The organism is Clostridium sp. HCP1S3_C6 (assembly GCF_052066735.1).
GTDB lineage: Bacteria > Bacillota > Clostridia > Clostridiales > Clostridiaceae > Clostridium.
The window spans coordinates 21,586-35,238 of record NZ_JBQHRN010000003.1 but is presented as its reverse complement, the minus strand read 5'-3'; the positions used below and the strand labels follow the sequence as shown (position 1 = coordinate 35,238).

Below are 13,653 nucleotides of genomic sequence, written 5' to 3'. Positions count from 1 at the left end.
AGTGGATAAAAAACTAGAATATGTAAAACAAAGATTAAAAAATTCTTTTGATGTAAAGTATAGAGAAATAAATACTAAGATAGGAAAATGTACATTAGTATTTATAGATGATTTATGTGGAGTGTCATTTATTAGTGAATACATAATAACTCCATTGAAAAAGCAACAGTATACTTACACTAATGTAGAAGAAGTAGTTTATAATGTATTAGATATAAATATAGCAAATTATGCTAAGGATTTAGATGATGCAATTTTACATGTATTGTCTGGAGATGTAATACTTTTATTCGAAGATTTTGAAAAGATAATTTATTGTGAAGTAAAGGGATTTGTAAGAAGAGGTATATCGATTCCTGTTACTGAATCTGTAATAAAGGGCCCTAGAGAAGGATTTAATGAACTTATAGTAGATAATGTATCTCTAATACGAAGAAAGGTTAAGAATTCAGACTTAAAGTTTGAACCTATATTTAAGGGAAGAGATAGTCAAACAGTAGTGGCTATATCATATATACAAGGAATAGCACCTGAAGCACTAATTAACCATGTTAGAGAAAAAGTGAAAAATATGGACATTAAATTTATATTAGATACAAATTACATAGAAGATGAACTCCGCGTACAAAAATCGGCATTTGACACAATTGGGTATACAGAAAAACCAGATGAGGTAGCTGCAAAAATATTAGAAGGCAGAGTATCTGTATTAGTTGATGGAACACCTTTTGTAATAACTGTTCCATATTTTTTCCTAGAAAATTTTCAAGCACCAGATGATTATTACATAAATAAGTATTATGCAAATTTTACGCGAATTTTAAGGTGGCTTGCATTCTTTCTTGCAGTATTTTCTCCAGGAATATATATAGCTATTATTAATTATCATTACTCAATGCTTCCTTCATCTTTTCTATTTAGATTAGCAGTAGCAAGGGCTGGTGTACCGCTTCCTACAATAGTGGAAATAATAATAATGATGCTTGCCTTTCAACTTATAAAGGAAGCTGGGCTTAGGCTTCCCCAGCCAATAGGAGGAGCTATGAGTATTGTTGCTGCATTAATACTAGGTGATGCGGTTGTTGGAGCTGGAATATCTTCTAGAATTACAATCATTATTGTAGCCGTAAGTACATTAAGCTATTTCTTAATACCAAAGCTTTATGGAAGCATGTCAATATGGTCTATTATAATAACTTTATTAAGTGCTATTTTTGGGCTTCCTGGATTTTTTATAGGAAGTATAATACTTCTTGCAAGACTTTCAGATCTTGAAACTACAGGCTATGCTTATCTTTTCCCTATGGGAAGCTTAAAAACATATAATTTTCATGACATTTTATTTAGGGGAGACTTAAAGAAAATATCTCAAGATATTGTAGTTGATGGAGGGGAAGACAGTAATGAAGAAACATCGTAAACTTAAGATTTTTACTTTTATATATATTTTTTTATGCACTAATTTAATAGGGTGTTTTAATTATTCAGAAATTAACAAAATTACTTTTGCTACATCAATTATTTTTGATATTGATGAAATTGATAATATATCAGTATACATTGACTGTGTTAGACCTTATAGAAGTGAAAAAGAAAGTTCTGATAAAGGTAAGCATGTAATATTTCAAAGCACAGGAAAAACTGCAGGAGAAGCTCTTTCTAGAATAAGTAATTTCTCAAACAATAAACTTAATTTTACTCAAGTAAGGGCATATATATTCACTGAAAATGCAGCAAAAAACGGAATAGATAAATATGTTGATTTAGTTAATAATGATGTTCAATTTGGATTTAAACCATACATGTTTGTATACTATGGAGATATTAATGATATTGTAAAACCTGATAGTGAAGGTGATGAACAAGATTATTTAGGTCTTTATTTAGATCAACTTGAAAGCATAAATAAAAAGAACATAGATACCATAAGTTCAAATTTAAATGATTATATATCTAAAACATTAGACGGAAATAAGAATTCTTTTATGGGTTCAATAAAGATGCAAGAAGATATAATAGAAAAGAAAATTGCACTAGATGGTGGTGCATTATTTAATAATAATAAATTAGTAAATAACTTAAATAAAAGTGAGTGTGTTTCACTTAATTTGTTAACTAAAAGGATAAATCAAGGCACATTTAAAATTGAAAATCCACAAAATAACAAAGATTTTATAACGCTTAATGTAGTAAAAAGTGTACCTAATACAAAAGTTACATGTGAAAATAACAAAATTATAGTTAATAAAAATATTGATATGACATTATCTATAAGTGAGATTCAAGGAAAATTAAAAGTAAATAATAATAATAAAACATCCATGGAATTAAATGAAAAAATAGCAATAGAGAAATTGCTAAATGACTTTTACAATGAATATACACAAAAACAAATAGATATTTTAGATTTAAGGAGATTAGTTGAAGAAAAGTATCCTGATGTTATACAAAATCACAGTATTCAAAATATAGATTTAAAAATAGAAGTTAATCTTAATATAGAGGGAAGTAATCTAACTAGGAATAGTTTGTAAAATCAAAAAGTTTTTTATTTAATTACATAAATATTAAATTAACATTATGTTAATTTGGTAATATCTCAATAAAAATACTTTAATAAAGATATATAATTTTAATAAAGATTATATAATTTAAAGAAGCTTTTTAGGGGGATTTAAAGTTGGATGAAAAGAAACTACTTAGTATTATTAATAAAGAAGAGGGAACCAAATTAGATTTTAAGCTAAAGCTTGATTTATGGTGTGAAAGTGGCAAAAAAGAATTTGCAAAGGATATTTGCGCTATTGCAAATTCAAGAGGTGGAGGCCGTGGCTATATAATAGTTGGGGTAAGAGATAAAACAAAAGAAATTGTTGGATTAAAAGATGAGGATATGTTTAGAGAAGAAGCTGTGCAGCAAATTATTGCAACAAGGTGTGAACCACCAATTCCTATAAATGTTGAATTTACAATATTGGACAATAAAAAAATAGCAATTATAACTATATATAATGGTGATCAAAGGCCATATCAGGTTAGGGAAAATGGTGCTTTTTACACTAGAAGAGGTTCAACTACTGATGTTATGCGAAAGCAAGAAATACTTAGGATATTTGAAGAAAACTTAGAATTATCAGTAGAGACTTGTCCGGTTCTGAAAAGTGATATAAGTTATCTTGATATGTCTTTAGTTAAAAAGTATTTTTTTAGGAAAGGCATTGTTTTAAATGATAAAAATAGAAAATACCTTTTAGAAAGTAGTGGTATAACATATATACAAAAGGAAACTGGCAAGGAAAAATGTACCCTTGGAGGACTTCTTGTTTTTTCTGAAATAAATAGTATATGTATTTCTAACAATATAATAAGAATAATAAACAAATTTAATAATAATTATGCTGAAGTTATAGTTATTCAAGGAAGTTTGCTTACAATGATTAATAAAACTGATGATTTACTTAGAAAAATAATAAATAAAGAATATCCTATATTTGCTGTTTTAGAAGCTGTGAAAAATGCTGTACTTTATAGGGAGTATACAGAAGTAAATAGAATTATAGAAATTGTAATTACAAATAAAAGTATAGTTATAGAAAGTCCAGGAGAACTTATTTCAAATAATACTAATACAAATTATATTAGAAGAAACATGTGGATATATGAAAAATTAATAACATTAGATGATACTAATACATTTTTAAATAATGGTAGAGGATTAAGTAGAATAAAAAATGCATTTAAGGGTAAGGGAAGAGTTAGATTTGTTAATTCTGAAACAGATAATACCTTTAAAGTTATATTGCCGGGGAAATACTAAGAAATAGTTATATAATTTTAGTGTTGTAACATTGACAAAACTCTCCAATAATATTATTCTAAAGAAAGTGTGAAAATTAGAAAAAATGTAGCTAAATTAATAAATATAATGTATAATTAGTTAAATTTAAATAATATTTGAAAGGAGATTTTTGGCTAGATGAGTAATGTATTAGATGAGTTATTAGAACGTGGATACATAAAACAGTTTACCCATGAGGAAGAAACAAGAGAGTTATTAAATAAGGAGAAAATAACTTTTTATATAGGTTTCGATCCTACTGCTGATAGTTTACATGTTGGTCACTTTATAGCACTTATGTTTATGGCTCATATGCAAAAAGCTGGTCATAGACCAATAGCACTTCTTGGTGGTGGGACTGCAATGGTTGGTGATCCATCAGGTAAAACTGATATGAGAAAAATGCTTACAAAAGAACAAATTGAGCATAATGTTAATTCTATAAAAAAACAAATGGAAAGATTTATAGATTTTTCTGATGGTAAAGCATTATTAGTTAATAATGCAGACTGGCTTTTAAATTTAAATTATGTGGATTTTTTAAGAGATATTGGAACACATTTCACAGTAAACAGAATGCTTGCAGCTGAATGTTTTAAGCAAAGAATGGAAAAAGGATTATCATTCTTAGAATTTAACTATATGTTAATGCAAGGATATGATTTCTATGTATTAAACCAAAAATATGGATGCAAGATGGAACTTGGTGGAGACGATCAATGGTCCAATATGATTGCAGGTGTAAGACTTATACGAAGCAAAGCTCAAACTGATGCTTATGCAATGACATGTGCACTTTTAACAAATAGTCAAGGTCAAAAGATGGGAAAAACAGTAGGGGGAGCTTTATGGCTTGATCCTAAGAAAACTTCACCATATGATTTTTATCAATATTGGAGAAATGTTGATGATGCAGATGTTGAAAAGTGTTTAGCATTATTAACATTTTTACCAATGGATGAAGTAAGAAGACTTGGTTCATTAGAAGGTGCAGAAATAAATAAGGCAAAAGAAATACTTGCTTATGAAGTTACAAAGCTTGTACATGGTGAAGAAGAGGCTAAAAAGGCACAGGAAGCTGCTAGAGCATTATTTGCAGGTGGCGTAGATATGAGTAATGTTCCAACTGTTGAAATATCTAAGGATGTATTAGGAAGTACAGTTCTTGATGTTATAGCTCAAAATAAGATTGTACCATCAAAAAAGGAAGGAAGAAGACTTATAGAGCAAAATGGATTATCATTAAATGATGAAAAAGTTACTGATGTTCAAAGATTACTAACAGAAGAAGATTTTAAAAATGGATCAGCTTTAATAAAAAGAGGTAAAAAGAATTATACTAAGTTAGAACTTAAATAATAAATAGTATGTGGCTATTGCATTGCAATAGCCATTTTTAATTTACAATATTATGAAAAAAGTAATTGAAACAAGCTATGTAGAATAGTATAATTTACATAAGAAAAAGAAGTAAAGGGGGGATATTTGTGAATGATTTATTGGTAATAATACCAGCGTATAATGAAGAAATGAATATTATAAAAGTGGTAAAAGAAGTAAAAGAAGAAATTAAGGATGCTGATATTTTAGTAGTAAACGATTCATCTACTGATAATACATTAAATGTATTAAAGGAAAACAATATAAATTACATAACAACTCCCTATAATCTTAATTATTCAGGTGCAATTCAAACTGGTTTTAAGTATGCAGCCAAAAAGGGGTATAAATATGTAGCGCAATTTGATGGTGATGGTCAACATATAGCATCTGAGTTATCAAAATTATATATGGAAGCTAAACTTAAAAATTATGATATTGTTATTGGTTCAAGATTTATTCAAAAAACAAACTATAAGCATTCACTATTTAGAAAAATAGGAACATTATTATTTAAGCATATTATAAAAGCAATATGTAGTAGAAACATTACAGATCCAACATCAGGAATGCAGGTATTAAATAGAAAGGTTTATACGAAATATGCTAAGATAGGTAATTATCCAGAATATCCAGATGCCAATTTAATAATAGAAATGTTGATATTAGGATATTCAATAAAGGAAATTCCAGTAGAAATGAGAGAAAGAGAATTTGGTGTAAGTATGCATTGTGGTATTTGGAAACCCTTCACATATATGATAAGAATGATTTATAGCATTATTATTATTTTATTAAGATATAAAGGTGTAAAGAAAATGAAGATGGAAATGGTAGGTGAGAATAATGGCACCAACTAGAATATTTTTTACAATATTAAGTTTAATATTTTCAGTATTAGTTATTTGTAAAGTAAGAAAAAGAAGATTTTTTGAAAAAGACAGTTTTATGTGGCTTATTGGATGTTTCGTTATGCTTATTTTGGGACTATTTCCAACTATAGTTATAAGATTTGCAAATATAATTGGCATTGAATATGCACCATCATTATTATTTCTTGTTGCTATTGTTTTTGCAATGTTTTTATTATTTAGATATAGTCAAGAGGTTAGCAAACTTAAGGAAGAAACTAAGGAACTTGGTGAACGTATAGTAGTTTTAGAAAAATTATTAGATGAAAAGCAAAATGAAAAAAAGGATAATGGCCAATAAAGGTAATATGATATGAAGGAAAATTTAAAACATAAAATATTAATGGGTGCAATAGCATTTTTATGTGTTATGGTTTGTACGTGTTTTTATATAGTAGATATTAGAACACAAGCTGTAAACTCAAATTATGATACTAGTTTTTGTAATATGGGATATGGTTATGATGAACAGGTAATAACAAATAATGTAATAGTTAAACAGAGTTTTTCAATAAAAGATAATATATCTGGAATAAAGCTTGGAATTAAATCAAATAGTAAAAAAACAAGAGGAAATTTAATAGTAAAGCTTTATGATAAAGATTCAAAAATATTAGTTAGCGAATGGAAAATTAAATTTGATGAAAATACTAAATTTGAGTATGATGGTGATTCATTACCTTTATTAATGAATAATAGTAATTATAATGTTTTGAATCCTGGAGTATATAATAAATATTCAAAAACAAAAAAAGAGTACACTTTGGAAATTACATCTGATAGTGAAGATCCTGATACTGCTCCTTGTGTATATGTTTCTAAGGAAAAAACATATAATGATGGAAACTTATTTGTTAATTATTCAGAACATAATAGTGATTTGTGGTTTAAGGTTGTGTCTAAAGGAAGCCATTTTATAAATACTATATATATGGTCATATGTGCAATTATTAGTATATTCATAATTTTTCTGTATTATTTGATTTTTATAAAAAAGTGTAATATTAAAAATATATTTTTAATAAGCTCGTTAATTATTGGTTTTATATATATGATTATTATGACGCCTTACAGTGTTTCTGATGAAGAAGGTCATATAACTACAGCATATAGATATTCTAACGTTATTTTAGGCAATGGATATCAAACTGAAAATGGAAATATGCTTAAAAGGAAATGTGATATAAGAGAATATGGTTTAGATACAATACCTTCAGAAAGTACTTATAAAGCTATTATTGATAATTTCTTTGATAAAGTATCAGAAGAAGATAAAGAACTTTGTGAGGTGCCTGGGGATCACATAGGAAACTTGTGGCAATATATACCTGCTTCTTTAGGTATAACTATTGCAAGAGTTATGAATGTGGGATATATTCCTTTAGTGTATATGGCACGACTATTTAATTTTATGTTTTTTATAGGATTAATCTATTTAGCTATAAAAAAAATCCCCTTTGGGAAAATAACAATGTATACAATAGCAATGCTTCCAATGACCTTGCATCAAGGAATGTCCTGTTCTTATGATTCAATTGTTTATGGTATTTCATTTTTATTTATTAGTTATTGCATATATATAGCTTTTACAAAGGATAAAATAAAAAAAACTGATATACTTGTTTTAGCATTGTCAGGAGGAATTCTTTCAACATGCAAAGCTGGCATATTCATTTTTATTTGTTTTGCATGTCTTATTATACCTAAAAGTAAATTTAAAAATAAAAAAAAATATTATAAAACAATAGCAGGTATTATTTTATGTGCTGTTTCAATGCTTTTAATTTTTAATTTTGTTAAGGTTACAAAGGCAGTAACAGTAACATCAAATGATAATCTTCAAAATTTTTCAAGTGTTTCAGGATATACCTATAAAAATATAATTGAATCACCTTTAAATTTTACTAAAATAGCATTTAATACAATTAGAGAAAGTGGAGATTTTCTTTTTATGTCAACCTTTGGACAATATCTTTCATGGTCTACAGTTAGGCCTATTGAAGTACCTGTAGTAATTATAATATGTTATATAATAATTACAATTATTTCAGCACTTAAAGTTGATGGGGAAGAAAAGTATTTTAATTTTAAAAATAAATTAATATTTTTAACTATATCAATAACAATATTTTTCGTATTTATGGTTGTTGCATTTACTTGGACTCCGAATACACAAAATGTTATTTTTGGACTTCAAGGGAGATATTATGTAGAAATTTTACCGCTTTTAGTATTTTTATTTAGAAATAATACAATAGTGTTAAAGAAAAATATTAATAGGCAGATTATGTATGGGGTATGTATACTTCAATTTATTACTGTGCTTAATTTATTTGTAAATATTATTAAATAGAAAATAAGGAGTAGTACATTGTATAAACAATATGATAAGGATGTATTAAAAAAATTACAAAATGTCCAGCTAGAGATTTTGAGTGATTTTATAGATATATGTGAAAAAAATAATTTGGATTATTTTCTCGTATTTGGAACAGCCCTTGGTGCAGTTAGGCATAAGGGGTTTATTCCTTGGGATGATGATGTTGATGTTGGTATGCTTAGAGAAGATTATAACAAGTTTTTAGAAATTGCAAAGACGCAGCTAAGTAATAAATATGAAATATTAACTCCCTTAACAAATAAAGAATATGCCTGTTCAGTTACTCATTTTGAGAAGAAAAATACAAGTTTTATTCCTGAAACATCAAAGGATCTTAAATGTAATATGGGTATAAACATAGATATTTTTGCATTTGATAATATAGCTGATGAAAAATTTAAAAAGAATGTGCAGGCAAAAAAAGCATGGTTTTTAGGAAGACTTCTATTTTTAAGGGGGACAGCACATCCTATTATTCATATAAAAGGAATAAGGGGAGAAATTGCAAAAATTATATGTGTAATAGCTCATTATATTCTTGTTATTTTTAATATATCAGCACCATTTATATACAAGAAACTTTTAAAAGTATCTAAGAAGTACAATAATATTTCTACTGAATATGTAACATGTTTTGAAGATTTTGCACCTATTAATGATATGATAAGAAGAAAAGATATATTTCCACTTAAACAAATAAAATTTGAAAATTTAGAGGTAAATGTTCCAAACAAAAATCATGAGCTGTTAACAGGAATGTATGGTGATTATATGAAAATTCCACCTAAAGATAAAAGAATTAATCATTGTCCTTATGTATTAGATTTTGGAGAATAAAATGAAGGAAAAGGTTTTTAAAAGTACAAAAAACTATAATATAAATACTAGCAAAAAAGCTTTTGTATGGAATATGATGGGAAGCTTGTTAAATGCAGCTTCTTCAATGATACTATTAATAATAGTAACAAGAATTAAAGGAGACTTTGAAGGTGGATTATTTGCATTTGCTTTTTCCACATCTCAGTTATTTTTAAGTATTGGAAATTATGAAGTTAGACCATATCAATCAACTGATATAAACAAAAAATATGCATTTAAAGATTATTTATCTTCAAGAGTTGTTTCATGTAGTTTTATGTTGTTTTGCGCATTTTTATATATTTTATGTTTTAATTATTCAAAAGAAAAAGGAATTTTGATTTTCTTGTTATGCTTTTACAGAATGCTTGATGCTTTTGCAGATGTATTCGAAGGAGAATTTCAAGTTAATGATAGACTTGACTTATCAGGAAAATCACTTGCTATTAGAGTTGTTATAGGAACAATAGTCTTTTTGTGTTCAATGGTTATTACAAAAAATATGATATATTCGTGCATATGTATGAATATATCATGTATTGTTTGGATAATATTGTATGATTTTATTACATGTGAAAAATTATTTACTAAAATAAAATTATCTTTTAGTAAAAGCTGTATCAATAAAATAAAAAATATTTTTAAAGAATGCTTTCCTCTTTTTATTGGTGCATTTCTTCTTATGTACATTTTTAATATCCCAAAGTTTTCAATAGATAGGTATATGACATATGATATTCAAAATTATTTTAATATATTGTTTATGCCAATATCTATAATAAATCTTTTTAGTATATTTTTATTTAGGCCTGTTCTTACAAAGCTTGCAGAGCATTTTAATAATTTAAATATAAGAAAGTTTTTATTTATGATTTTTATTCTTTCTTTATGGATAATATTATTAACAGGTGTTTGTATTATAGGTGCATATATATTAGGAATACCAGTACTTTCACTAATATATAATACAAATTTAAGCCATTATAAATTAGAACTTGTTATTATGATGATTGGTGGAGGGTTTAGTGCATTATCAACATTACTTCATTATGTTATAACAGTAATGAGAAAACAAAAAAGCTTATTAATTGGTTATATTGTAACAGCAGTTTTAGGAAGTATTATATCAAATGTTCTTATTTCAAAATATGGAATAATGGGATCTTCCTTTACATATCTTATTCTAATGATTATTTTATCACTAATTTTTATTATTACATTAGTGTATTATATAATAAAAATAAGAATTAATATAAATATGGGTAGGAATAATAATGGATAAAAAAGTAGTTATATTTTCAGCATTATATTTACCAAGTGCTTATGGTGTTGAAAGATATACATATAATTTAGCAGATAAATTATCAAAAAAGGGATATAAGGTAAAAATAATAACTTGTAATGTATTTAACTTAAAGTATTATGAAAAAATAGATAATGTTGAAGTTTTTAGAGTGCCATGTTTTAAGCTTTTGGGGGGAAGATTCCCTGTTACACTTTATTCTAAGAAATTAAGAAATGCTCTAAAGGATATTAAAAAGGAAGAAACAAATCTTGTAATTATAAACACAAGGTTTTATGTTAATTCTTTAGTAGGAGCATTATTTTCAAGATTTAATAGGTATAAATCAATAGTAATAGAACATGGTACAAGCCATTTTTCAGTTAACAGTACAATTTTTGATTTTTTAGGTCATATATATGAGCATTTTATTACATTTATTATAAAAAGATGTTGCAATAATTTTTATGGAGTATCTAAAGCATGTAATAAATGGCTTGCTCATTTTAATATAAATCCTAAGGGAGTATTGTATAATTCAATAAATATAGATTTTATTAATAAAATTCAAATTGAAAAGGATTCTTATAGACATAAATATAATATAAATAGCAATGATATTTTAATAGTATTCGTAGGAAGACTTGTTAAGGAAAAGGGGATTATTCAATTAATAAATGGATTTAAGTTGTTATTAAAAAAGCAAAACAATGTCCATTTGTTTGTAGCTGGTGATGGATTGCTTTTTGACGATATAATGAAAATAAAAAATTGTAATATTCATATACTTGGTAAAATTGAATTTGAAAATGTTATAAGGCTTTTAAAAGAAAGTGATGTATATTGCCTGCCAACTGAATATGCAGAAGGTTTTCCTACATCACTTTTAGAAGCTGCAGCCACAAAAAACTTTATAGTCACAACTGATAAAGGTGGCTCTAAGGAGCTTATAAAAGATGATAGTTATGGAATAATATTAGATAATATTAATGAGAAAACAATAGAAAAAGCATTAAGTAAGTGTGTAAACAATAAAGAATATAGAAATGAGGCTATTAATAAAGCATATGATAGATTGATTGAAAATTTTGAGTGGGAGAAGACATGTAAAAAAGTTATAGACATAATAAATGAATCTTCCAAATAAAAGGGGTGTTTAATATGAAAGCAGTTATATTAGCAGCTGGAATGGGAAATAGATTGGGCAAGTATACAAAAGATAACACAAAGGCCATGGTGGAATTAAATGGGAAAAAACTTATAGAGTATACACTTGATTCTTTAGAAAAATATAACGTTAAAGATGTTGTAATTGTAGTTGGATATAAAAAGGAAAATTTAATGAGTTATATAGGAGATACATATAATGGTATACATATAAAATATGTTGAAAATAACATTTATGATAAAACTAATAATATTTATTCATTATATTTAGCTAAAGATGAACTTAATGATGACATTATACTTTTAGAAAGTGACATAATATTTGATGATAAGGCTATTGAAAAATTAATAAATAGCAAGGAAAAGGATATTGTTCTTGTAGATAAGTATGAAAAATGGATGGATGGAACTGTAACAACATTAGATGAAAAAAACTATGTTTGTGATTTTGTTGATAAAAATGAGTTTAATTGGGATGATATTTATAAGTACTATAAAACAGTTAACATATATAAATTATCAAGGGAATTTTTGCAAAACAAGTATATGCCATTTTTAGAAGCACATATAAAGAGTGAGGGGGTTAATTCTTATTATGAACAAGTATTAAAGGTCATTACACGCTTGAGTAGTGTAAAGCTTAAGGCTATAAATATAAGTGGTTTAAAATGGTATGAAATAGATGATATACAAGACCTTGATATAGCTTCTGCACTATTTAGCAAGTCAAGTGTTAATGAATTAAGAAAAAGATATGGTGGTTATTGGAGATTTCCTAAGGTAAAGGATTTTTGCTATTTAGTAAATCCGTATTTTCCAAGTGATAAATTAAAGAATGAATTAAAGGCAAGTTTTAATGAACTTATAAGTGAATACCCTTCTGGGCAAATGGTTCAAAAACTTTTAGCAGCTAGAATGTTTAATTGCAATATTGATGAGATAGTTGTTGGAAATGGTGCAGCAGAGCTTATAAAGGCTATTTCAAAATTTATAAAGGGTAGGATTTTAATTATTGAACCAACATTTAATGAATATGCTGAAAGATTTGGAGATGACAGAATTATTCATTATAATACATCAAAAAATAATTATGAGTACAGTATTTATGACATAATTGATAAAAGTAAAGAAGCTTCAGCAGTAGTACTTATTAATCCAGATAATCCTTCAGGACATTATCTTTCAAAAGAGCATATAATAAAACTTCTTAATAATTTAAAGAAAAATAGTAAAATCCTAATTTTAGATGAATCATTTATTGATTTTGCAGGGACAGATGAAGTTTTTACTATGATAGATTCTAATATTTTAAATGAATATAATAATTTAATTGTAATAAAAAGTATAAGCAAAAGCTATGGAGTACCAGGACTTAGACTTGGGGTTTTAGCATCAGGAAATAAAGAACTTATAAATATACTTAATAAAGAAGTTTCTATATGGAATATTAATTCCTTTGGGGAGTATTTTATGCAAATAATGGGCAAGTACAAAAAAGATTATGAATATGCTTGCAAGCAAATTGCATTAGAGAGGGATAGAATGTATAATGAATTAAAAAAGATAGAGTATTTGGATGTTTTTCCATCTAAATCAAATTATTTTTTATGTTATATAAATTCTAATAATCTTAATAGCGAAAAATTGTCAAATATATTATTTACAAAGTACAGTATATTAATAAAAAGTTGTTCAAGTAAAAAGGGCTTTGACAGTGACAAATATATAAGGATAGCCGTTAGAAGTAAAGAAGATAATAATATTATTATTGATGCACTTAATAGTGTTAATAGATTAATTTTACATAAGTAGTAGAGGTTAATAATTATTAACAAGT

Annotated in this window: 11 protein-coding genes; all 11 read left to right on the top strand. The window is 26.3% G+C overall.

Going from position 1 to position 13,653, the window contains the following annotated elements:
* The first annotated feature begins 1 nt into the window (after position 1).
* Complete coding sequence (locus tag ACTNAO_RS01860; protein ID WP_441027009.1) at positions 2–1,420, top strand: spore germination protein; 1,419 nt, start codon at positions 2–4, stop codon at positions 1,418–1,420.
* Entirely contained in the window at positions 1,404–2,534 is a 1,131-nt protein-coding gene (locus ACTNAO_RS01855; RefSeq protein WP_441027007.1) for a Ger(x)C family spore germination protein, read from the top strand. The genes ACTNAO_RS01860 and ACTNAO_RS01855 overlap by 17 nt, the downstream gene beginning before the upstream one ends.
* A gap of 146 nt (positions 2,535–2,680) precedes the next feature.
* The gene (locus ACTNAO_RS01850; RefSeq protein WP_441027005.1) at positions 2,681–3,817 is read left to right on the top strand and encodes an AlbA family DNA-binding domain-containing protein; all 1,137 of its coding nucleotides are present in this window, start codon (positions 2,681–2,683) and stop codon (positions 3,815–3,817) included.
* A gap of 159 nt (positions 3,818–3,976) precedes the next feature.
* A complete protein-coding gene (gene tyrS, locus ACTNAO_RS01845; protein ID WP_441027003.1) occupies positions 3,977–5,197 on the top strand; it encodes a tyrosine--tRNA ligase in 1,221 nt (406 codons plus the stop codon).
* 128 nt (positions 5,198–5,325) lie between these two features.
* Entirely contained in the window at positions 5,326–6,078 is a 753-nt protein-coding gene (locus ACTNAO_RS01840; protein ID WP_441027001.1) for a glycosyltransferase family 2 protein, read from the top strand.
* Positions 6,065–6,430: a DUF2304 domain-containing protein gene (locus tag ACTNAO_RS01835; RefSeq protein ID WP_441026999.1), complete on the top strand. Its 366-nt coding sequence runs from the start codon at positions 6,065–6,067 to the stop codon at positions 6,428–6,430. Before ACTNAO_RS01840 ends, ACTNAO_RS01835 begins: the two co-directional genes overlap by 14 nt.
* 12 nt (positions 6,431–6,442) lie before the next feature.
* Entirely contained in the window at positions 6,443–8,482 is a 2,040-nt protein-coding gene (locus tag ACTNAO_RS01830) for a DUF2142 domain-containing protein (RefSeq protein ID WP_441026997.1), read from the top strand.
* An 18-nt stretch (positions 8,483–8,500) separates the two neighbouring features.
* Complete coding sequence (locus ACTNAO_RS01825; RefSeq protein WP_441026995.1) at positions 8,501–9,346, top strand: LicD family protein; 846 nt, start codon at positions 8,501–8,503, stop codon at positions 9,344–9,346.
* A gap of 1 nt (position 9,347) precedes the next feature.
* Positions 9,348–10,649 (top strand): lipopolysaccharide biosynthesis protein, encoded by a 1,302-nt coding sequence (locus tag ACTNAO_RS01820; RefSeq protein WP_441026993.1) that lies wholly within the window; start codon positions 9,348–9,350, stop codon positions 10,647–10,649.
* Complete coding sequence (locus tag ACTNAO_RS01815; RefSeq protein WP_441026991.1) at positions 10,642–11,796, top strand: glycosyltransferase family 4 protein; 1,155 nt, start codon at positions 10,642–10,644, stop codon at positions 11,794–11,796. Before ACTNAO_RS01820 ends, ACTNAO_RS01815 begins: the two co-directional genes overlap by 8 nt.
* Positions 11,797–11,810: 14 nt before the next feature.
* Positions 11,811–13,628, top strand: a complete 1,818-nt coding sequence (locus ACTNAO_RS01810) for an aminotransferase class I/II-fold pyridoxal phosphate-dependent enzyme (RefSeq protein WP_441026989.1) — start codon at positions 11,811–11,813, stop codon at positions 13,626–13,628.
* Positions 13,629–13,653: the final 25 nt, after the last annotated feature.

Coding starts and splice junctions, on each gene's coding strand:
- ACTNAO_RS01815 (WP_441026991.1), top strand. CDS start 10,642: ATGGATAAAAAAGTAGTTATATTTTCAGCATTATATTTACCAAGTGCT.
- ACTNAO_RS01855 (WP_441027007.1), top strand. CDS start 1,404: ATGAAGAAACATCGTAAACTTAAGATTTTTACTTTTATATATATTTTT.
- tyrS (WP_441027003.1), top strand. CDS start 3,977: ATGAGTAATGTATTAGATGAGTTATTAGAACGTGGATACATAAAACAG.
- ACTNAO_RS01830 (WP_441026997.1), top strand. CDS start 6,443: ATGAAGGAAAATTTAAAACATAAAATATTAATGGGTGCAATAGCATTT.
- ACTNAO_RS01835 (WP_441026999.1), top strand. CDS start 6,065: ATGGCACCAACTAGAATATTTTTTACAATATTAAGTTTAATATTTTCA.
- ACTNAO_RS01810 (WP_441026989.1), top strand. CDS start 11,811: ATGAAAGCAGTTATATTAGCAGCTGGAATGGGAAATAGATTGGGCAAG.
- ACTNAO_RS01820 (WP_441026993.1), top strand. CDS start 9,348: ATGAAGGAAAAGGTTTTTAAAAGTACAAAAAACTATAATATAAATACT.